Here is a 22,309-nt window from a genome sequence, read left to right as displayed (position 1 = left end):
CGTTATTTAAAAATATCGTTATACTCTAAATTACCCTTTTTTCTGCCAAATCATACGGTGGAATGAGTGAAAATAAAAGAAGGTTCCCTTCCAAAAATTCGGAAGGGAACCTTCTTTGTATATCGTGAGCAATTGTCTTGTCCCCAATAACACCTCGTGAGAGCTGTTCTATAGGTCCGTAGAGGCGTCAGAATGGTATTCTGGTACCTGACAAGGACGTGGCAGTAATTCCGGCTGTGAAGCGCTCCAAGGAGGTTGTTGTGACTTCGGCTGTCGTCGGAAACAATAAGTCATGAACAGCTTGGGCACAGCACTTCGGATCATAGACCGAATGGTTACCTGAATGATGCGCTACGTTCAGCGGGCTTTCAGTTTGAGTAGATGCCTGCTCCACTAGTTGTCTGAAACGATTGGTAATCACGTCGGCAGAGTGAATAACCTGGCCGTATCCGGCTTGTACAAAGTATTCACAGTTCTCTTCCTCTTGACCTGCAATCGGAGGAATGAACAACATCGGTAGACCCTTGGCCAGCGCTTCAGTGCATGTCATGCCACCTGGCTTCGTAATCAGCACATCGGATACATCCATCAGTTTGCTTACTTCCCGTGTATATCCCAAAATACGAATATTCGGGTGCTGGAAGCAAGGCATTTCCTTCATTTTTGCAATCATTTTTTCATTGCTTCCTAGACAGAAGACCAATTGAACACGATCTGCCCAGGACGTGAGAGCTTTCATATGATCCTCATCAAACGAAAGTCCCCATCCGCCACCCATAAGTAGCGCCGTAGGCATGTTCTGAAGCCCCATCTCTTCCCGTAGCTTCACCTTATCTCCTGCTTCCCAGAAGTCTGGATGCACAGGGATTCCCGTGATCTGAATATGGGAGGGATCAACACCCCGGATCTCAAGCAATGCTTTGACCTGAGGGGTAGAGACCAGATATTTGTTCACTTCCGGATTAATCCATGTTCCGTGCACGTCATAATCCGTCACAACGGTATAGAGTGGGATATTCAGACCCTGGCGTTTGAGCCGGGAGATGACAGCATTCGGAAAAGGATGGGTACAGATCACCGCATCGGGTTTCAGTTGGGATACGACCTGTGCCGTCTGTGTATAGAAAATTCGGTGCAACGCCAGCTTGGTAAAACCATTTAAGGATTTATTGTACTGTGTGCGGTACAACAGGCTGACCAGTTTGGGTTGAACCGATAGTGTCTTTCGATATGCAGAGAAAATTAGTGGAGCTACCGTTGGGTTCAAAAATTTGCCTAGTTCAATGACACGACTGTGAACATGTGGACTGACTTTTTTGATGCCATGTGCCAGCGCATGAGCGGCCTGAGTGTGACCGGTACCGAAACCTTCCGATAATAAGAGCACTCTTGGTTTTCGCATGAGTTCACCTTTATTCATAAGTTTTAATTCAAAATGAAGATATTCATTGTTTATTCTAGCTAGGGAATGCGTTACTACATGAATATACATTGAAACACAAAATCATGTTTCTTCTATGAATATTTACACCATATATCTTACAATGAGACAACTTAAACTTCATTATATATACGTATTATCTGAGTCATCTTACACTATAGACGACGACAGAAGGAGTTTCCACTGCATTTAGGTTAAAAAATATTAACACAATTTTTTAAATGTTAGGGTTGCAATCTGATTTCTAAGGTGGTATTGTAGGTTTTGACCGAATGACTGAATTGTATTTTTGGTCATTTATGTAGAGCGATTGAACAATGAATGTGATTAAAGGAGGGATACGATGGCTCCGATTGACAGGAGACAGCAGGTTATTCATGCGGCAGCCCAGTCGTTTGCCATGTTTGGATACAAAGCAACGACGATGGATCAGGTCGCCAAGATTGCGAACGTTGGCAAAGGAACGATCTATACGTTTTTCACCAATAAGGAACAATTGTTTGATCAGATCCTGGTAGAAGTGATTCAGGAAATGAAGAACATCGCGCATCGTGAAGTGCATCAGGAAAGTGCATTTTTCGATAATCTGTTTCGGGTACTGGATGCCTTGTTAGAGTTTCGTCGTGATCACGATCTGCTCGTTAAGTTATCTCAGGAGCTGAAGGACTTTGGAACGCTGCAGGCCAAGGAAGGATTGGACAAGGTGGAGAAAGTAATCTCCGACTTTCTGGCTAAGGAGCTTGAGAAAGCAAAAGACAATGGAGAGATTCGAGATTGTGATCCGCAAGTCGTCGCATTTATGATGATTCGCCTGTATATTGCACTCACCTCAGACTGGAGCAAACAACATCAACCGCTGAGCAAAGAGGAAATTAAGACTTACTTTCGCCTTTTCTTAATGGAAGGAATTGCTGCTGTAACGTAATCCAAATTTAATCTACTATAATATAAGGATTTTCACGCGTATCAAGCAGGGAGGCTTGTCGGAAGACAGGTTGTTTTTTTGTCCTAAATTGACCGTTTGAGGAAAGTGGTCACTTCGTGTTTCAGTATGTTTTCTGGAATGCGACATTGTATTTCATTATGGTTATTCCTGCTCATGGAGCAGAGAGATTAAGGGGAGAAAATGACATGAAATCTTTATCCGTGTTTTTCAAGGATGTGGGATCGGCCGTGAGAAACCCGAAGGTGTTGATCCCTGTTATTGCAATTATGTTTATACCGATCCTGTATAGTGGCATCTATCTGGCAGCCTATTGGGACCCGTATGGTCATGTGGATGAGATGCCGGTTGCCGTTGTTAATCTGGACAAAGGCGCTGAGCTGGAGGGCAAATCCCTCCATGTAGGTAGTGATCTGGTGGATGAGTTGAAGAAAAATGCCGATTTTAAATGGGATTTTGTCAGTGCGAGTCAAGCTAAAGAAGGCATGAGTAATGACAAATATTATATGCAAATTACGATTCCGGAGAACTTCTCATCCCAAGCAACAACATTGCTCGATGACAAGCCGGAGCCGGCTGATCTGATCTATGAACCGAATGGCAATTACAGTTTTGTCGGTGCTCAGATCGGTAAGACCGCTATTAAGGACCTGAAAGCAAAAGTCTCAGCCAAAGTAACGGAATCCTATGCAGAAACATTGCTCGACAAGTTCTCCGAAGTATCGGATGGCTTGGCTGAGGCAGGCGATGGGGCGGGTGAACTGAATACCGGCGCAGGCAAACTGGATGATGGTGCTGTTAAGCTCAAGGATAACCTGGCGAAGCTTGCATCAGGAACGCTTGAACTTCAGGAAGGACTTTCTCCATTAAGTGATGGTGTTAACGCGCTACACACAGGGGCAACCAAGCTTGAAAGTGGAACATCAAATCTTGTATCCGGTCTGCAACAGCTTCAGGCAGCCGCATCGAGCCAGCTTCAGAGCGGAGCAGATCAGTTGAAGGATGGTAGCGCCAAGTTGGAAACTGGACTCCAGTCTTCACTGGATGGCACAAGTAAGTTGCAGGCTGGTCTGAAATCATCAGAACAGGGCAGTGCAAAGCTGTCGGATGGTCTGCAAAGTGCTGTTCAGGGCAGCGGTACACTGGCAACAGGCCTGCAATCGGCTGTAGATGGCAGTTCCAAGGTTGCTGATGGTGCACAGGGCGTAGCCGCCGGATTGAAACAGCTTGCTGCATCAAACCCCGAACTGGCTGAAAATGCGGATGTACAGAAGCTGCTTGCGGCAAGTGAGGCTGTTGCTGACGGCAGTGCACAATTGCATGAGAGCGAGCAGAAGCTGGCACAAGGTGCAGATCAGCTGCATCAGGGTAACCAGCAACTGGCTGCGGGTGCAGCCGAGCTTCATGGAGGTCAGGAGCAACTTCTGGCTGGTGCGAACCAACTGGTGGATGGTCAGAAGCAATTGCTGGCTGGTGCAGGGCAGCTCAGTCAAGGAGGCGTTAAGCTCTCCGATGGTCTGAAGCAGTTCAGCGGCAAACTGGGTGATGCTGCAAGTGGCGGTACATTGCTTGCAGATGGTGCCAAGCAGCTGGGCTCAGGGACTACAGCTTTGCAAACGGGTGTAGGTAAACTCAGTGGTGGCGTTAGTTCACTAACCGATGGTTCCAAGCAATTGGGTGATGGCGCGGGCAAACTGGCTGACGGCCTTACTGAGCTAAAAGATGGCTCAAGTGAACTGGAAACCAAGCTGAATGATGCCGCACAGAAAACATCCGAAGTTAAGAAAACGGATGATGTAGTGAACATGTTCGCTGAACCTGTGAATTCTTCGGAGAACACAGCAGAGAACGTGAGCAATTATGGTACAGGATTGACACCGTTCTTCCTGTCGATCGGTCTGTTTGTGGGATCGTTGATTTCCACGATTGTATTGAAAATGCGGGAAACGTCCGTACCTGGTGCAACAGGCTGGAATCGTTTTGTCAGCCGGACACTGGTATTTGGGTCCGTGAGTATTTTCCAATCGGTTATCGTGGCAAGTTTCATGTTATATGGTCTTGGACTGGAGACGCACAGCGTAGGGCTGTTCTACCTGTTTACCATTATTACGGGGCTGACCTTCATGTTGATCGTTCAGGCACTTGTAACCTGGCTGGATCTGCCTGGACGTTATGTTGTCATTCTGCTTCTGGTCTTCCAGCTTGCGGCGAGTGCAGGAACCTTCCCGGTAGAACTGATTCCATCATGGCTTCAGGCGTTTAGTCCTTGGTTACCAATGACACATAGCATTATGGGCTTCAAAGCCGTGGTATCAAGTGGTAATCTGGATGTGATGTGGCATCAGGCAGGTATTCTTAGCATCTATGCAGGTGTATCCATTCTGCTGACGCTTGCTTACTTCCTCTGGAATGGAAGACGTCCGAAAAAAGAAGTCGAACAGGCTGATTCCGGTCAAGTTGTGACGGCATAAGTCGAACCTGATCTTCAGCAGGGTCATATTTTTGAAAAAAAACTTTATTTTCTTGTAGTGAAATTATGCAATATAGTAGTCAAATAGTGCAAATAGCCTGCAACCCCAAAAAGGGGTTGCAGGCTATTTTGTATACAAATGCATAGAGAAGTAAAGTTTCGCTGGCTTAAGCAGTGAAAATTTGGTGGAATTATGGATAAACCTAGGCTGCACATGGAACGATTTTCTTCTGTCAGCAATTTAATTCAGTTGTACTCTGGCTTAAAAAGTGTATAATTATTCGAAAAAGAGATGAATTTAAACGTCACTACTGTAAAGCTGTACTGCAAAACATTTCTTATCAGAGGTATTAAAAAGTTTAAATTGCGCTGATGTTAGGTCGGTGTTAAAATAATAGAACTATATCAAAAAAACGTCGCTCCATTTCAGTAGCCGTGCCAGCGGCTGCGTGTTGATTTATACAGGCTGTTTGCCGGATCGTCCGGATCAGCTCATCTCATTTAATGGCTTCTGCCCAATAGCAGGCATTATTTTTGACAGTCTCATGCTGTCACCTCTTCTATCTAGCAGGCTCTATCGCAAGCGAAAGGCCAGCTCCTCCCGTTTCATTGTTGCCTGTTGCCTATGTTCTTGATCTTTCCGAAATACTTCATTATAGAAAGGTTGCGTTCCATGAGACACATCGGATTACCTCCAAAACAGGGTCTGTATGACCCGCAGTTCGAAAAAGACGCATGCGGAATGGGTTTTGTTGCCAACATCAAAGGAGTACCTTCACACGATATCGTTAGTCAGGCACTGACCATGCTCAGTAACATGGAGCACCGTGGAGGACAGGGAAGTGAGCCGAATTCCGGTGACGGAGCAGGTATCCTGATTCAGATTCCACATCGCTTTTTTGCAGAGGAAGCGAAACGCCTTGGTTTTGCATTGCCTGAACAGGGATTCTATGGCGTAGGGATGTTGTTCCTTTCCCAGGACCCTGCCATTCGCAGTGCACATGAAGAGAGCCTTAAGAAGATTATTGAAGAAGAAGGTCAGACGTTCCTGGGTTTCCGGGATGTTCCTACTTTTGATGAAATGCTTGGCCGTTCTGCGCTTGCAGCGAAACCTTATGTACGTCAGGTGTTCATTGGAAGATCCGCAGATGTGAAGGATGAGCTTGGATTCGAGCGTAAGCTGTATGTTATTCGCAGACGCGCTGAGCTGGCTATTCGTTATTCGGCAGATGAAGCAGAAGGTGGTTCGTTCTACCTTCCGAGCATGTCTTGTCGCAAAATTGTATATAAAGGCATGCTGACAACTGAACAAGTTGGCGGGTTCTATCTGGATCTGCAGGAAGAACTCGTGGAATCGGCCATTGGACTTGTGCATTCCCGTTTCAGTACAAACACCTTCCCAAGCTGGGAACGTGCTCACCCGTATCGCTTCATGATCCACAACGGTGAGATCAACACGATGCGTGGTAACGTGAACTGGATGCATGCTAGACAATCCTTGTTCGAGAGCGAGTTGTTTGGTAACGACATCGCGAAAGTGAAACCGGTCATCAATCCGGACGGTTCGGATACAGCCATGTTTGATAACACACTGGAGTTCCTGTATCTGAGCGGCCGTTCGCTGCCACACGTGGCGATGATGATGGTTCCTGAACCTTGGAGCACAGATGAGGGCATGGACCCTGCCAAAAAAGCATTTTATGAATATCACAGCACGATGATGGAGCCTTGGGATGGACCAGCAGCAATGGCCTTCACAGATGGTTTGCAAATTGGTGCAACACTTGACCGTAACGGTTTGCGTCCAGCTCGTTATTATGTAACCAAGGACGAACGTATTATCCTGTCCTCAGAAGTTGGGGTACTTGATATCGCGCCGGAAGAGATCCTGTACAAAGATCGTCTGCGTCCAGGTCGGATGTTGCTTGTGGATACACAAGAAGGCCGTATCATCGCGGATGAGGAAGTAAAAGCAATTATTGCAGCTGAGAATCCGTATCAGGATTGGCTTGATGAGCATTTGATGGATCTGAGCGAGTTGCCGGAAGCACCGGAACTTCCTGATCCAAAACATGATAACGTGACCCAGCTTCAGCTGGCATATGGTTATACATTTGAAGAACTGCGTAAAATCCTGGAGCCCATGGCAACAACAGGTATGGAAGCTACAGGTTCGATGGGTTATGATGCACCACTGGCTGTGCTGTCGGATCGTCCGCAGCGTCTGTACAACTACTTTAAACAGATGTTCGCCCAGGTAACCAACCCGCCGATCGATGCAATCCGTGAAGAGATTGTAACGTCTACGGCAACAACCATTGGTCCTGAGCGCAACTTGCTGAACCCTGAACCGGAGAGTTGTCGCCAGATCCGTCTGGATACACCGGTATTGTCTAATGAAGACTTTGCGAAGATTCGCCATGTGCGTCGCCCAGGCTTCCGCTCCATGACGATTCCAATCTTCTTCACCGCTGCGGAAGGAGCAGAAGGACTTCGCAAAGCGATGGATTTGCTCTTCGAAGCTGCGGATCGTGTCATCGACAAAGGTCATAACATTCTGATCCTGTCTGACCGCGGTGTGGACGCAGAGAATGCTGCCATTCCTGCATTGCTTGCTGTAGCAGGTCTGCATCACCATCTGATTCGCCAGGGAACCAGAACCAAAGTCAGCATTATGCTTGAATCGGCAGAACCGCGTGATATTCACCACTACGCGTTGCTGCTGGGTTACGGTGTAAGTGCGGTGAACCCTTATCTGGCCTTCGAAACGCTGGATGACATGATTCAGCAAGGGTTGCTGCGTGGCATCTCGCATGAGAAAGCAGTGAAAAACTACATTAAAGCAGCTACCAAAGGCGTTACTAAAGTGTTGTCCAAAATGGGGATTTCTACGATTCAATCGTATCGTGGAGCTCAAATCTTCGAAGCGGTAGGTCTGAAATCAGACTTCGTTGACCGTTACTTTACCTGGACACCTTCCCGTATCGGTGGAATTGGGTTGGAAGAAGTGGCAGCCGAAGCGTTGACACATCATAGCCGTGCCTTTACGGAAAAAGACGGTAACGATAAAGTATTGGATTCCGGTGGGGATTATCAATGGCGTAACGACGGAGAAGAGCATCTGTTCAATCCGCAAACCATTCATACCCTGCAACATGCAGTACGCACTGGGGATTACAAGCTGTATAAAAAATATTCCAAACTTGTACAAGGTGAGAATGATCAATTGTTGACCATTCGCTCCATGCTGAAGCTGAAGCCGGTGGGAGCTTCCATTCCACTCGAAGAAGTTGAATCCGTAGAAGATATCATGCGTCGTTTCAAAACGGGCGCAATGTCCTTTGGTTCGATCAGTAAAGAGGCGCATGAAGATCTTGCCATCGCTATGAACCGTGTTGGAGGTAAATCCAATACTGGTGAAGGTGGAGAAGATCCGGCTCGCTTCATTAAAGATAGCAACGGGGATTCCCGTCGCAGTGCGATTAAACAGGTAGCATCCGGACGTTTTGGTGTTACATCCAACTATTTGGTTAATGCCGATGAGATTCAGATTAAAATGGCTCAGGGAGCTAAACCGGGTGAAGGCGGACAGCTGCCAGGACGTAAAGTGTATCCTTGGGTTGCTGAAGTTCGTGGATCTACACCGGGTGTAGGTCTGATCTCGCCACCACCGCATCACGATATCTACTCGATCGAAGATCTGGCAGAGTTGATCTATGACTTGAAAAATGCCAATCCGCGTGCTGAGATTAACGTGAAGCTGGTTTCGGAAGTGGGCGTGGGTACCATCGCAGCTGGTGTAGCCAAAGGCCGTGCCGATATTATCCTCGTCAGCGGTTATGACGGTGGTACAGGTGCATCACCGCAAGGTTCGATTCGCCACGCAGGTATGCCTTGGGAACTAGGTCTTGCAGAGACACATCAAACGTTGATGCTGAACAATCTGCGTGACCGTGTTGTCCTCGAAACAGACGGCAAAATGCTTAACGGACGTGACTTGGCGATTGCTGCCTTGCTTGGAGCAGAAGAGTATGGATTCTCTACAGCACCGCTCGTTGCACTTGGCTGTATCATGATGCGTGTCTGTCAGATGGATACCTGTCCGGTTGGTGTAGCGACACAGAATCCGGAATTGCGTAAAAATTATATGGGTGATCCAGCTCATGTGGTTAACTTCATGCGATTTGTTGCTGAAGATGTGCGTGAGATCATGGCTGATCTTGGTTTCCGTACTATTCAGGAGATGGTCGGACGTACAGATTGCCTCGAAACGGTAGAAGCCGTAGATCACTGGAAGAAAAAAGGTGTGGATCTGTCTGTATTGCTGCATGTGCCTGAAATGCCGGAAGGCTCTGCACGTTATCGCACACAGCATCAGAATCACCAATTGGAAGAAACGCTGGATATGCAACAATTGCTGCCACTGGCACAGTCTGCTATTGAATCCGGTCAACCGGTTGAAGCGGTGCTTCCAATTACAAACGTTAACCGTGCAGTAGGTACCATTTTGGGTAGTGAGATCACACGCAAATATGGACTCGCAGGATTGCCTGAAGATACGGTTAAATTCAAATTTGTCGGCTCTGCCGGACAAAGCTTTGGGGCCTTTGTACCTAAAGGTATGACCTTGACCGTTGAAGGGGATTCCAATGACTACGTAGGTAAAGGATTGTCCGGAGGTAAACTGATCGTGATGCCTTCTCCGAAAGCAACGTTTGAGGCGGAAGATAACATCATTATCGGTAACACGGCTCTCTACGGAGCAACAAGCGGTGAAGCGTACATCCGTGGTATTGCGGGTGAGCGATTTGCTGTACGTAACTCGGGCGCCAAAGTAGTCGTTGAAGGTGTAGGCGACCATGGTTGTGAGTATATGACAGGTGGACGTGTCGTTGTACTGGGCGATACAGGTCGTAACTTTGCAGCAGGGATGTCCGGAGGTATTGCCTATGTGTATGATCCGGAAGGCACATTCCTGAAACGTTGTAATCTGGAAATGGTTCTTTTGGAGCGTATCGAAGATGTGGCCGAAAGTGCAGATCTGCGAGGCATGATTCAACGTCATGTTGCCAATACAGGAAGTGCTGTCGGTCAGCGCGTTCTGGATAACTGGCAAGATGCGCTGAATCAGTTCGTTCGGGTTATTCCGAAGGACTTCAAGCGTATGACAGAACAGATCGAACGGATTCAGGCAACAGGTTTGACTGGAGAAGCAGCACTGCTTGCAGCGTTTGAAGCGAATATGCGTGAACTTGCACGTGCTGGAGGCTAATAACCTCCTTGTTCAAAGGTGTAAGTGCATGAACAGGTTGTATTAAGAATAATAGGAGCAATATGGTTGCCATTCCGGCACCATATTGCTCCTATTTTGCTTTCGACAAAATTAGAACCCCATCAAAAAACGTTATCGCCATGAGACGACAACATCGAGGAACTTTCTCAAGTATAATAAGGCTAGTTTTGGAGGGCAGGGAAAGTATAAAGATAAGAGAGGTTAGCGGAATGAATATGAAGCATCCAAACAGGGACGATCGTAGGCCGACAGGTAAACAAGTCGAAGCAACCCAGATGGACATCATGAAGGTGTTACTGCAATGCGGAATCGACCCGGAGCGTTGGAACCATTTCGTATCCTCCGTCAACAACAAGCGTCCTTGACACAATAGACAAGCATGGAATGAAAGGGAATTAAGACACAAAAAAAGCCCAGAAGCCAGAGAGGTTATCTCTCGGGAACTGGGTCCTCTTTTCGGGTTTAGTCCATGCTGCGTTCCATCCGGACAAATGCAATAAAACGACGTGCCTCTTCTTCGGTTAAGGACTTCCCATCAATCATCAGATCAAAGCGTTCTAACACTTCTTTGTCCGATAACTCCAAGGTATCCACGAATTCACGTACGTCTTCATCCATCACAACATCACTTTGCTTTGTACGTCCTATAAGATAATCAATAGACACATCAAAGATGTCAGCAAGTCTCGTTAACACTTCGAAATCCGGTTTACGTCGGTTCTTCTCGTAGTGGGAGAGAGCAGCTCTTGTAATATGAATGGAGCTCGCAAGTTCTTCTTGAGTAAGTCCCCGCTGTTCCCGTAATTCCGCAATGCGATTTCCGTAGCTCATAAGCTATTTCCCCCTGAACGACATCAAATATATATTGAAACAATCCTGAGCCAAGTGTTTGATCAGGGCAGCTTTCCTGCAAAAGAGTAACTCCTCATGTGTTTCCTTTAACCCATTTCCATTTGTAAATAGGTCTGTCTAAGGACATCTCAAATTGTCGTAAATCAAAAGAACCATGTCCAAATACCGCTTGACATGATACGTATTGTATCGTAAATTGGACGTATGGAGTTACAAAATGTATCATTTGGAATATTTTAAGTATCTCCTTGTTGCCTGGACCATATACCTGTGAGAAGGAAGTGGAGGCAGTCCATGTAGGCTAATCCATTCTAAAGGAATGAAACCATGTATTCAATAATTCAGGAATGGGCTGATATGAAATTAAATGTCCATATGTACATTCAGGAGTTTCATGGGAAAATGGTAGACCGCAAAAGACGCCCTGTTCTGTTACTTGGAATGGACACTCAAGCAATTACCTTCCTGAGCGACCTGAAATTGCCGGTATCATCAGAAATGCTCATTGGTTTGGATGTTGAAGATCAACATGTATGTGTACGACTTCACGCAAGGTTGCAATGGAAACAGCCCTTCGGAGAGCTCACAATGTATCATTCAAACTTGCATATTCAGCACGAACAGAAACTATATATAACTGGACAGTTAAACACAATGCTTACTGAAGTTCAGTTTCCCGCGGTTTCCCGTTTTCAGTATGAAAAGGCAACAGAACAAAAGGCTCTGCAGGAACCCTATCATTACATTGATTTCACCATATAATTCCAAGTCGATTTTTAACATTTTCTGAACAAAACATGTACTTAACGCCATTTTACTATATTTCATAGCGTTATGCATTAGTTCTTTAACACCAAAAGCATTTGCGCAATGAATAAAGGGGCGAGGGGGCTCATACTATTTCAGGAAGTTTGGATATGGTTGAAATGCACTGCCACATATTATCCGGCCTGGATGATGGTCCTGTTCGAATGGAGCAGTCCGTTGCGATGGCTGAGAAGGCGGCAGCCTCAGGTATTACCTCCATTATTGCTACTCCGCATCACCTGAACGGGCAATACAACAATGAACCGATGGTGGTCAATCAGGCCGTGAACCTGCTTCATGCAGAACTTCGCAAACGCAACATTCGCCTGGAGATCCGTCCCGGACAGGAGATCAGGGTGCATGACAACCTGATTGGAGACTTATATGCAGGAAAGTGCTGCACACTCGCCGGAAGTCGTTACATGTTGCTGGAACTACCCTTTGGTCATATTCCCTCACAGTTCCCCAGGATACTGCATGAATTACGAATAGCGGGAATTACCCCTATTATTGCTCATCCGGAACGCAATCGTGTCATTTTGAAGAAGCCAAAATTGTTGGCTGATTACTTGAGTCAAGGCGGACTATGTCAGCTCACAGCTCAATCTTTCACTGGGCTTTTCGGACGGAAAGTTCGGCAGTGGTGTTTTCATTTTTGCAAAGAAAACGGGTTTCATTTCATTTCATCAGATGCACATGATACGTGCAAAAGGACATTTGCCATAAGTGAAGGAGAGCGGGCCATCGAGCGTCGATTTGGAGCTGAAGCCGTTAAGAGGCTGGCAGAGAATGCGTCGCACATTCTATCGAATTCGTGTCTGGTCACAGAACGCTGGAAACCTCGCAAATGGCTACTGTCCATCTGGTAGTTACATAGGATAGATCACAACGTATAGGAGGAATGAAAGTGGAACTGAAAGGATATTTTCGACTCTTACAAAAGAAACTTTGGTTGATTGTTGCAATTGCTCTGGTAGCGGGTGTGGGTGCAGGGGTCAAAAGTATTTTCTTCACCCAACCGATCTATGAGGCAAGTTCCAAGCTTATCGTAAACCAGACCTCTAACGTTCAAGGCCAGGCGATGATGGACTTCAGCATGATACAAACCAATATCAAACTCATTAACTCATACAGAGAAATTATTAAATCTTCCGCCATTATGGATAAAGTCGCTACCACGTATCCGGACCTGGGCTTAACCTCTGCTCAGCTCATGAATAGCACTTCCGTCTCTACAGCCAGCGAATCCCAAGTGATGAGCATAACTGTACAAGGGACTACCTACGAAAAAGCCGCAAAAACGGTCAATGCCATCTCCAACGTGTTCCAATCTCAAATCCCCCTAATCATGAAAATCGATAATGTGGCTATCCTCAGTGAAGCAAAAGTGGATAGTAACGCATCTCCAATCAATATGAAAACCACATTAAGCATCATTGTCAGTCTGTTCGCAGGTCTTGTGCTCGCGATTGCACTTGTATTCCTGATGGATTATCTGGATGACACATTCAAATCCGAAGCCGAACTTGAAAAAGAGCTGGGTCTGCCTGTGCTTACCGTGATATCCAAAATGAAAAAAGACGATCTGAAAAATACGAAAAATTACGTATCTCAACAGAAAGTGGGGGATGGCAAATATGTCGCGGCAAACCAATGAAAATAACAGTCTGGTGACCTATTTTAACTCCAAATCTCAAATCTCGGAGGGATACCGTAAATTACGGACGAACATCCAGTTCTCCTCAATCGACAGTCATATCAAAAAAATCATGGTGGCTTCCGCTGAATCCGGCGAAGGCAAGACCACAACCATTAGCAACCTGGCGGTAACCTATGCCCAGGAAGGCAAAAAAGTTCTGCTGATCGATGCGGATCTGCGTAATCCTTCCTTGCACCAGGTGTTTTCCGTACCGAATCATATCGGTCTGAGTAGTGTGCTGTCTAATCAGTACAGTGTAGAAGAAGTGCTTAGAGAGAGCTACATCGACAATCTCCAATTATTCACTTCTGGCCCAATTCCACCGAACCCTTCCGAGATGATCGGTTCCAACCGGATGAAAAGGCTGATTGAGAAGTTAGAGGATCAATATGATGTCATCATGTTTGATACACCGCCGGTGCTCGCAGTAACGGATGCACTCATTGTGAGTTCGCTGTGTGATGGTGTGCTGCTGGTCGTGAACTCGGGCAAGGTCAAGAAGGAACTGGTGAAGAAGACCAAGGCTGCTCTGGAGCATGTGAATGCACGAATCCTGGGCGCAATCCTGAACAATATCAAAAACGTTGCAGTTCCGGTGGGTTACGGAGAGAAGTAAACCTTCCATCCAATGCTCCCAAGTAAACAGGTAATGTCTACTGCACCTTTATCACTGTAGGCACTCGGTCATGCTGTGGGTTCAATGAACCTTAGACGTTAATCGTCGAAGGTATGACGTGAGGACGGGTTAGATGCCCTGGTTCAACTTTTATCAAACTAAAAAAAAAGAGGATAGGGTGGTATTTATGAAAAAAGTGAGAAAAGCAATCATTCCTGCAGCTGGACTAGGTACACGATTTTTGCCAGCCACAAAAGCGATGCCCAAAGAAATGCTCCCTATTGTGGACAAACCAACTATACAGTATATCGTTGAGGAAGCCATTGCCTCTGGAATTGAAGACATCATCATCGTAACCGGTAAAGGGAAACGGGCAATTGAAGATCATTTCGACAACGCTTTTGAACTGGAGCACAACTTGCTGGAAAAAGGGAAACTGGGCTTGCTTGAAGAGGTCCGCAAATCTTCTAACGTGGATATCCACTACATAAGACAAAAAGAGGCCAAAGGACTTGGTCATGCTGTCTGGTGTGCACGTAACTTTATCGGTGACGAACCTTTTGCCGTGTTGCTCGGAGATGACATCGTCGTATCGGAAGTTCCATGCACCAAACAGTTGATTGATCAATATGATCAGGTTCAACATTCCATTGTTGGCGTACAAACCGTACTTGCTGAACAAACAGACAGATACGGCATTGTGGACCCGCTTCAATCGGATGGCCGTTTGACAGAGGTTCTCAGGTTCGTAGAGAAACCTGCCCAAGGCACAGCGCCTTCCAACCTGGCGATTATGGGGAGATACGTACTGAGTCCAGAGATTTTCGATCATCTGGAGCAACAAGAGATTGGTCAAGGGGGAGAGATTCAATTAACAGATGCGATTCAGCGCTTAAATGAGACACAAGGAGTGTATGCTTACGATTTCGAGGGAGTACGTTATGACGTGGGCGAGAAACTGGGATTCATTTTGACAACCATCGACTTCGCTCTGCAAAAACAGGAACTTAGAATTCCAATGCTGCAAGCTCTGCAACAGATTCTGGAAAAAGAGTCGGTAGAACATGTAGCCGGGGGGGAGTTTGAATGAGTCCATCTCCCCAAACGAAGGAAGCGGAGATTGTTATGGACCCAAGTCTGGGGTACAATGCATCAACGATGTCAGGACAAAATGCGGATAAAGTGTATCTATTTATGAAAAGAATGCTCGATTTGCTGGGTTCTTTCATAGGTTTGATCATTTTGTGCCCCTTGTTTGCGGTCATCGGATTACTCATCAAAATAGAGGCCCCGCAGGGGTCTGTTTTTTTTCGTCAGGTACGGGTAGGACAGAATGGAAAAGAGTTTCATATGTACAAATTCAGGTCCATGGTTGCGAATGCAGAAGATCTGCTGGAACAGCTGATTGATCAGAATGAAGTGAACGGGAATATGTTCAAAATGAAAAATGATCCCCGCATTACCCGGATTGGCAAGTTCATTCGGAAAACCAGTCTGGATGAGCTGCCTCAGTTGTGGAACGTGTTCAGAGGAGAGATGAGTCTCGTTGGACCCAGACCGGCTCTGCCCAGAGAAGTGAAGAACTACACTTCCTATGACAGACAACGCCTTCAGATGATTCCGGGATGTACGGGATTATGGCAAGTCAGCGGTCGAAATAGTGTTGGTTTTGAGGAAATGGTAGAGCTGGATCTGACGTATGCCCGTGAGCGCAACATGATGGTGGATATCAAAATTATCTTCAGAACGTTCAAGGTGCTGGTAGGTTCGAAGGATGCGTTTTGAAACACGATTCTGGCTTTGAGGTGGCATAGCAGATATGCAAAAGACCGGTATACTTGCTGCATTAAATATGAAGTCGTTTAATATCATTCTTTTTTCGCTGGTAATTGTCTTCGCAGCAATCTATCTTCCGCTAGTCTCGGTTGTTGCACTCATAGCTGTGATTCTGCTGGGCGTTTATATTAAACAGCCCAGCTGGATTTTTATGATTCTCATCGTAAGTTTTTCATTGTCCATTGATAAAATATTTAGCATTCATCTGGCAGGACTGGATTCACTGTCCTTCTATAAGCTGGCGATTCTGGGTTTTGTCGTCTCTCTTTTTTTACGCTTTGGTATTCGCAAAGAGTTGATATATCCTGCATTGGCGATTGGTTTTTTATTTGTGGAGAGTTATTTTCTATCTGATCTGCCCAGTAAGGTTAGTCCGCTCGATCCATTCAAGGCCTTTCTGGGAGTCATTGTTCCTTTTTTGTTGCTGATGCCCCATTTTTCAAGAGAGATCAGTCAACGAATTATACGTGTACTCGCATGGTTGCCGCTGTTCAGTCTTGCTGGTGGTTATATTCTGCAACTCGCCGGCATATTGTCCATTACTAACCTGGAGATGTCGGGAGTAACCCGGTTACAGGGAGCTAACATCGCCGCGCATCTGGCCATGTTGTGTTTTATCTCGATCTGTGTCTGTCTGATTCAGATCAAGCAAGGCCATCAGGTTGTTCTGTATTACATGCTTACCTTGACACATCTGGTCATTCTGGTCCAGACGGGAACAAGGGGGCCGCTTATTGCGCTTATTCCGATTATTCTGGTCTATCTTTTTGATCAACTGAAAGCCTTCATCAAAGGCAGAGTTAGTGCCATTATTCCTCTCATTCTGTTTGTTGTCGCTGTGGCCTATATGGTGATTGCACAGTGGGACAATTATGAGATGAGGTCAGAGAGCAAGGGTTTATCGGGAAGGGATGTAGCCTGGAATTATTTTATTGGCAAAGCAAATGAGTATCCGATATTTGGACGTGGACTGGGCTCAACTCTCGTAGCGAATGATGGAAGTATTTTTTCTGGATTCGTCGTTCCGCATAATGAATACATTCGTTTTTATTACGATGGCGGGTTAGTTGGAGCCATCCTGTTGTTTCTATCGCTGCTGCTGGTGTTCCGGGCTGTTTACTTCCGATTGGGCGGTATGATCCGGTTGTATTTTGCCGGTATGATTATCGGTTTCCTGACCTATTCCTTTTTTGACAATACCCTGTCCACGGTTCATCTGATTGCTCCATTCTGTATCTTCCTGAACGCGTTATATGCTACGGGAAATGAAGTCCATTCCAAGTCAGGGGCTGAAGCAGAAGTGGATATACAGATACAGCGAGCCAAGGACGTATCCTTTTCAAAGGAGATTAGAACATGAAGGTCTGTTTGATCAGTTCTACAGGCGGTCATTTTGATGAATTAACCAAAATTATTCCTGCGGTTGATGAACATGATTATTTCCTGATTACCGAGAAGAATAAAAGCAGAAAAGTCGATTCGGCACAGGGCAAAGTTTACTTCTTAATGCAGCAAGAGCGTAAAAATGCGATGTTCTTACTAATCTTTGTGGCTAACATTATCAAGTCGTTCTTTCTATATCTGCGTGAGCGTCCAAAGGTGATCATTACAACAGGGGCGGGAGCTACCTACCCTTTTTGCCTCATCGGTAAAATCTTCGGTGCCAAGCTGATTTATATCGAAAGTTATGCCAAAATCTATTCCTCCAGCGCAACCGGGAGATTGATGTACAAAATCTCGGATGAGTTCTTCATCCAATGGGAAACGTTGCAGGATAGCTATCCCAATGCGAAGTACAGGGGGGCTTTATTTTGATATTTGCTATCGTTGGAACCCAGCGTTTTCCCTTCAATCGGATGTTTGAGCTTATTGATGAGGCGATTGAGGCCGGAATAATTGAAGAAGAGGTTGTTGCCCAATCCGGATATACCGAGTATCAGCCGCGAAATTTCACTGTGATTCCTTTCCTCACGCAGGAAGAGATGAATGAATATGTGGAGCGCAGCAGATGCATTATTTCTCATGCGGGTGTTGGCTCCATTACGAATTCACTCGAACGGGGCAAGCCGGTTATCGTCATTCCACGCCGGAAAGAATGGGGAGAGCATGTGGATGACCATCAGCTTGAGATCTCCAAGGTTTTTCAGGATAACGGCTATGTGGCCGTCGCGGAGAGTCGGGCTGAATTGCAAAAACTGGTTCCTTGCATAGAGGAGCTGACGTTCCAGCCCTATGTAAGAAAACAGTCTGATCTGATCTCATCCATTAAAAATTACGTGAATAGTCTGTAAGTGGTCTGAAGATTAACGATGAAAAAAGGAGTCTATGATGAAACCAAAAGTATTGGTTGTTGGATCATCCTTGAAGGATATGGGTGGAATTGTGAGTGTCATCAAAAACATTGAGGATTCCTCCATCTCGGAAATGTACGCCATGCAGCGGGTCGAAACGTATATCACGGGCAGCGTGTTCTCACGACTGCTTATTTTTATACGGGGATTCATTCAATTCTGGATGAAGCTGTACACGTTTAAGCCGGATATCGTGCATATTCATATGGCAAACAACGGGAGCTTTTATCGGAAGTCTCTATTTCTGCTAACCGCACGAAAGTTGTTTCGAAAGTCAGTCATTCTGCATATTCATGCGGCCAGCTTTGATGATTTCTACAATCAATTTGCTCTGCAGCGCAAGTATTGTCACTACATTCTGAATCAGGCAGACAAGTTGATTGTCTTGTCCCAGACGTGGAAAGAATACTTTGCTACGATTGTGCCGGAGACAGCCATTGAGGTTCTTTATAACGGGGTCTTTGTTAAAGAACCGTTTGCCAAAGAACAACAGGCAGCCGTTAATGCGCTCTTCATGGGCAGACTGGGTGAGCGAAAAGGAGTCTACGATCTGCTGCAGTCCATTCAGCAATTGAAGGCGCTGGGCGTTACAGCTACCTTTAATCTGGCAGGGGATGGCGAAGTCGAAGAAGTCAAAGCAATCGTGCAGCAGTATGGAATAGAGGATCGTGTCAATGTACTCGGCTGGATTAACGGAGAGCAAAAGGAAAAGCTGATGCGGGAAGCGGATCTACTGGTCCTGCCTTCTTATCATGAGGGATTACCTATGGCCATACTTGAAGCAATGAATTGTGGCTTGCCCATTATATCGACCACCGTCGGAGGCATCCCCGAAGTGATTACATCCGGTCATAATGGGCTGTTAATCGAGCCGGGAGATGTGCACGGGCTGACATCAGCGCTGGAATATCTCATCATGGATGAAGAGGTTAGAGCGAGAATGGGTTCACATAACAGAGAGATTATATCGGATAAGTTCGATATGAATCTTCTCGTAGGCAGATTGTCAGGAATATATGATGCACTTCAAGTGAAGGTATCCTAGTGAACAGGAAAAGGTGATGAAATGAACCCCTTGGTATCTTGCATCATTACGACCCATAACCGGGCCGATTTATTGAAAAATGCGTTGAGAAGTGTACGTGAGCAAACACATCCGTATCTGGAGATTTTCATTGTGGATGATGGTTCAGAAGATCAGACGCCAGAGATCTGTCAGGCTTGGACCCGGGAAGATTCACGGATTCGGTACATCCGGGTTCCATATCCCAAAGGAGCCAACCATGCACGGAATGTAGGGATATCCCAAGCCAATGGCAAGTACATTGCCTTCCTGGATGATGATGATGAATGGATGCCTGACAAAATAAAAACCCAGGCGGAAGTGCTGGAACGAACAAAGGAATCATTCACCTTTTGCAGCAAGTATCTCGCATACACGAATGAGCAGCATCAGGTGGTCAAACGGAAATTGTCGGTGGAACCTCGCGATGTTATTCGGTATGAGGATCTGCTTACATTCAACTGGATTGGGGAAACGTCCAAAATCATGGTACTTACCTCACTGGCCCGTGAAGTTCGATTTGATGAAAATCTGACATCCGCTCAGGATTATGACTTTTATCTGCGTATATTGAAACGAGGCTACATCGCCGTGAATGTGAAAGAACCGCTGGTGGATATCAACATCCATAGTGGTCCACGAATTTCAACCTCTACAACGGCCAAGTACAAGGGCCAACGCAAGATTATTTTGAAATACTACAATGACATGTCCAAGGAACAGAAGCGCCGTCAGTTACACCATTATCGAATGCTCGAATGGTCGAGAAATACACTTCGCAATAATGTTTATTTGAAAAAAGCACTGTCGCTGTATCCCTGGTGGAAAGATTGGGTGCTGCTCAAGCGTAATACCAAAATTATGATGCAAGGATTTCTAATGAGATTTCATGCAAGACGCGCAGTTGGAACGTATACAGAGGAACCTGTGCGAATGAAACTAAAGTAAGAGGTGCCTGGATGGAAAATCCGACGGTGTATATGCTGCCCAAGATGATTGAGAACAATAAATTCAATGAGCTGTTATCCGATTCCATTGAGAACAAGGGATGGGAAGTGAAACAGTTTACCAAAAAAGATCTAATCAAACTGAAAAAAAATGATGTGCTGCATTTTCATTGGCCCAGCTTCTATTACAGAGGTTCTTCCGTGCTGACAACAGTGATCAAATCCATTCTGTATGTATTGATGATTTGTTTTGCACGCTTGCGCGGGGCCAAATTGTTCTGGACGGTGCACAACATCTGGCCACACAACAGCGGCAAGACGCGGTTTGATTATTGGATGAGAAAAATACTGGTCCAAAATTGCTCCAAGCTGATTGTCATGGGTAAACCCTTGATCTCGGAGATCTGTTCGACGTTTGGGATTGATTCCAGCCGGATCGAGGTTATTCCGCATGGACATTACAAGGGAGTGTATCAGGGAAAAGGCGTGAATATCCGCTCCCGGTTTGGCATCCCGGAGGATAGTTACGTGTATGCGTTCTTCGGTCAGGTGTCGCCGTACAAGGGCGTGGATGATTTGCTGGAGGCATTCAAGGATCTGGATTCCGAACAAGCCCATCTGTTGATTGCCGGTAAAAAGGTGAAGGACTATGATCTTGGAGATGAATTTCTCAAGAGTGGACATATTCATACCCATTTTCATTTCATCGAAGATGATGAATATTCGGACTATTTTGATGCAGTTGATTCTATCATTCTTCCATACAAGCAAATTGCAACTTCAGGCAGTGCAATTCTGGCATTGACCTTCTGTAAACCGGTGGTGGCACCACGGATTGGCTTGTTGGAGGAATACCTGCCGGAAGATTGTGCGGTACTCTACGAACCTTCTGATCCGGATGGATTGCTTAAAGCGATGAATATGATCCGGTTAAAACAATCGGAGTTTCAGGAAGGCAGTGGTTTTGTCAAAGCGTTGGAGCGGCTGGATTGGCCAGTGATTGCCCAAAGGACACTTACCCTGTACTCCAGTTAGTGCAGATGAACGAGTGGACCTAATTGAAAAATATGGGGATGAAATGATGAAGGTAACCGTCGCGATCTGTACGTATAACCGTGCACATGATGCGGTAGAGGCCATACGAAGTGCAATACAACAGAATTACGCAAGCAGCGACTATGAGATCATACTCATTGATAACAATTCAAAAGACAACACACGGGAAGTCGTGCTTCAAACCATCTTGCAGCATGAGAACCATTCGATCCGGTATGTGTTGGAAGAAAAGCAAGGCTTGTCTGTAGCCCGTAACCGGGCCATTCACGAGGCGCGCGGCGAGTATATCCTGTTTCTTGACGATGATGCTTTTGCTTGCAGGGATTGGATTCGCCAGATCGTTAGCGTGTTTGAGATGAATGAAAATATCGGTTGTGTCGGTGGCAAGATTGATCCGATCTGGGAAGTGCCTGAGCCGATGTGGATTCCACCGGAGAACAGGTCGCTGTTCACCATTCTGGATTTTGCAGATGAAGTCACTGAAATGAAAAGTCCTTATATTCCATTTGGTGCAAATGTGGCTTTTCGTTTATCTGTCTTTGATCAACTGGCTCCCTTCCGTGAGGACCTTGGAAGAGTGGGGAATAATCTTCTCTCCAGTGAAGAGAGTGAGTTGATTGCAAGAATACGGACAAAGTTCAAGGTATATTACACGCCGTACGGCGCGGTACAACATAAAGTAGCCAAAGAGCGAACGACAAAGAACTGGTTTCTGCGCCGAATCTATTGGCAGGGTGTGAGTGATGCCATTCGGGATCAGGATCGTGGTGTTGTGCGTACGGCCAAACATGGCATTAAGCTTGCACAGGGGATCACAACCTCACTGATTTACATTTATAATGCAGATCGGTTCACACGTCAGCTTGCCAAAGTATGTTACAGAAACGGCATGATTGTTGGGTCGCTTCGTCAAAACAGTAAGGGATGAGGATCGC

19 protein-coding genes are annotated in these 22,309 nt (G+C 45.9%); 17 read left to right on the top strand and 2 right to left on the bottom strand.

Translation table 11 applies throughout. The features are described 5' to 3' along the window. Positions 1–187 precede the first annotated feature (187 nt). Positions 188–1,402: a UDP-N-acetylglucosamine--LPS N-acetylglucosamine transferase gene (locus tag MKY44_RS30095; RefSeq protein WP_036611351.1), complete on the bottom strand. Its 1,215-nt coding sequence runs from the start codon at positions 1,400–1,402 to the stop codon at positions 188–190. Between the two features lie 382 nt (positions 1,403–1,784). On the opposite strand from MKY44_RS30095, the gene MKY44_RS30090 reads away from it, so the two are divergent. The 4 genes from MKY44_RS30090 to MKY44_RS30075 all read left to right on the top strand — a co-directional run bounded on the left by MKY44_RS30090 (position 1,785) and on the right by MKY44_RS30075 (position 10,512). Then, entirely contained in the window at positions 1,785–2,366 is a 582-nt protein-coding gene (locus MKY44_RS30090) for a TetR/AcrR family transcriptional regulator (RefSeq protein ID WP_036611349.1), read from the top strand. A gap of 206 nt (positions 2,367–2,572) precedes the next feature. Next, positions 2,573–4,855, top strand: a complete 2,283-nt coding sequence (locus tag MKY44_RS30085; RefSeq protein ID WP_341010177.1) for a YhgE/Pip domain-containing protein — start codon at positions 2,573–2,575, stop codon at positions 4,853–4,855. Positions 4,856–5,527: 672 nt separating this feature from the next. After that, positions 5,528–10,126 carry a glutamate synthase large subunit gene (gene gltB, locus MKY44_RS30080; protein WP_341010175.1) on the top strand — a complete coding sequence of 1,533 codons (4,599 nt, stop codon included), beginning with the start codon at positions 5,528–5,530 and terminating at the stop codon, positions 10,124–10,126. Positions 10,127–10,356: 230 nt separating this feature from the next. Then, positions 10,357–10,512 (top strand): hypothetical protein, encoded by a 156-nt coding sequence (locus MKY44_RS30075; protein WP_017690128.1) that lies wholly within the window; start codon positions 10,357–10,359, stop codon positions 10,510–10,512. Between the two features lie 97 nt (positions 10,513–10,609). On the opposite strand, the gene MKY44_RS30070 is transcribed toward MKY44_RS30075, so the two are convergent. After that, entirely contained in the window at positions 10,610–10,978 is a 369-nt protein-coding gene (locus tag MKY44_RS30070) for a helix-turn-helix domain-containing protein (RefSeq protein WP_047841965.1), read from the bottom strand. A 378-nt stretch (positions 10,979–11,356) separates the two neighbouring features. On the opposite strand from MKY44_RS30070, the gene MKY44_RS30065 reads away from it, so the two are divergent. From MKY44_RS30065 to MKY44_RS30005, 13 genes are all read left to right on the top strand, one after another. Next, positions 11,357–11,761: a hypothetical protein gene (locus tag MKY44_RS30065; RefSeq protein WP_341010174.1), complete on the top strand. Its 405-nt coding sequence runs from the start codon at positions 11,357–11,359 to the stop codon at positions 11,759–11,761. Between the two features lie 155 nt (positions 11,762–11,916). After that, on the top strand, positions 11,917–12,675 hold the full coding sequence (locus tag MKY44_RS30060) for a tyrosine-protein phosphatase (protein WP_036611338.1): 759 nt from the start codon (positions 11,917–11,919) through the stop codon (positions 12,673–12,675). Positions 12,676–12,713: 38 nt separating this feature from the next. Continuing rightward, positions 12,714–13,463, top strand: a complete 750-nt coding sequence (locus MKY44_RS30055) for a YveK family protein (protein ID WP_074093909.1) — start codon at positions 12,714–12,716, stop codon at positions 13,461–13,463. Beyond that, complete coding sequence (locus MKY44_RS30050) at positions 13,444–14,121, top strand: CpsD/CapB family tyrosine-protein kinase (protein WP_017690123.1); 678 nt, start codon at positions 13,444–13,446, stop codon at positions 14,119–14,121. Before MKY44_RS30055 ends, MKY44_RS30050 begins: the two co-directional genes overlap by 20 nt. A gap of 187 nt (positions 14,122–14,308) precedes the next feature. Then, complete coding sequence (galU, locus tag MKY44_RS30045) at positions 14,309–15,211, top strand: UTP--glucose-1-phosphate uridylyltransferase GalU (protein WP_338591940.1); 903 nt, start codon at positions 14,309–14,311, stop codon at positions 15,209–15,211. A 35-nt stretch (positions 15,212–15,246) separates the two neighbouring features. Beyond that, positions 15,247–15,906, top strand: a complete 660-nt coding sequence (locus MKY44_RS30040; protein ID WP_341010312.1) for a sugar transferase — start codon at positions 15,247–15,249, stop codon at positions 15,904–15,906. A gap of 34 nt (positions 15,907–15,940) precedes the next feature. Continuing rightward, on the top strand, positions 15,941–17,317 hold the full coding sequence (locus MKY44_RS30035) for an O-antigen ligase family protein (protein WP_341010172.1): 1,377 nt from the start codon (positions 15,941–15,943) through the stop codon (positions 17,315–17,317). Then, positions 17,314–17,772, top strand: coding sequence for a PssD/Cps14F family polysaccharide biosynthesis glycosyltransferase (gene pssD / locus MKY44_RS30030; RefSeq protein WP_341010171.1), 459 nt, complete (start codon positions 17,314–17,316; stop codon positions 17,770–17,772). The genes MKY44_RS30035 and pssD overlap by 4 nt, the downstream gene beginning before the upstream one ends. Further along, the gene (pssE, locus tag MKY44_RS30025; RefSeq protein WP_341010170.1) at positions 17,769–18,248 is read left to right on the top strand and encodes a PssE/Cps14G family polysaccharide biosynthesis glycosyltransferase; all 480 of its coding nucleotides are present in this window, start codon (positions 17,769–17,771) and stop codon (positions 18,246–18,248) included. The genes pssD and pssE overlap by 4 nt, the downstream gene beginning before the upstream one ends. A 34-nt stretch (positions 18,249–18,282) precedes the next feature. Continuing rightward, positions 18,283–19,353 (top strand): glycosyltransferase family 4 protein, encoded by a 1,071-nt coding sequence (locus MKY44_RS30020; RefSeq protein WP_341010169.1) that lies wholly within the window; start codon positions 18,283–18,285, stop codon positions 19,351–19,353. Between the two features lie 21 nt (positions 19,354–19,374). Continuing rightward, the gene (locus MKY44_RS30015) at positions 19,375–20,319 is read left to right on the top strand and encodes a glycosyltransferase family 2 protein (RefSeq protein ID WP_341010167.1); all 945 of its coding nucleotides are present in this window, start codon (positions 19,375–19,377) and stop codon (positions 20,317–20,319) included. An 11-nt stretch (positions 20,320–20,330) separates the two neighbouring features. After that, on the top strand, positions 20,331–21,353 hold the full coding sequence (locus tag MKY44_RS30010) for a glycosyltransferase (protein WP_341010165.1): 1,023 nt from the start codon (positions 20,331–20,333) through the stop codon (positions 21,351–21,353). 43 nt (positions 21,354–21,396) lie between these two features. Further along, positions 21,397–22,302 carry a glycosyltransferase gene (locus tag MKY44_RS30005; protein ID WP_341010163.1) on the top strand — a complete coding sequence of 302 codons (906 nt, stop codon included), beginning with the start codon at positions 21,397–21,399 and terminating at the stop codon, positions 22,300–22,302. Positions 22,303–22,309: the final 7 nt, after the last annotated feature.

Origin of the sequence: Paenibacillus sp. FSL R7-0026 (genome assembly GCF_038004485.1) — a bacterium.
GTDB lineage: Bacteria > Bacillota > Bacilli > Paenibacillales > Paenibacillaceae > Paenibacillus > Paenibacillus xylanexedens_A.
Note: the sequence above shows the minus strand (reverse complement) of the source record. Positions and strands in the feature narration are given on the sequence as shown.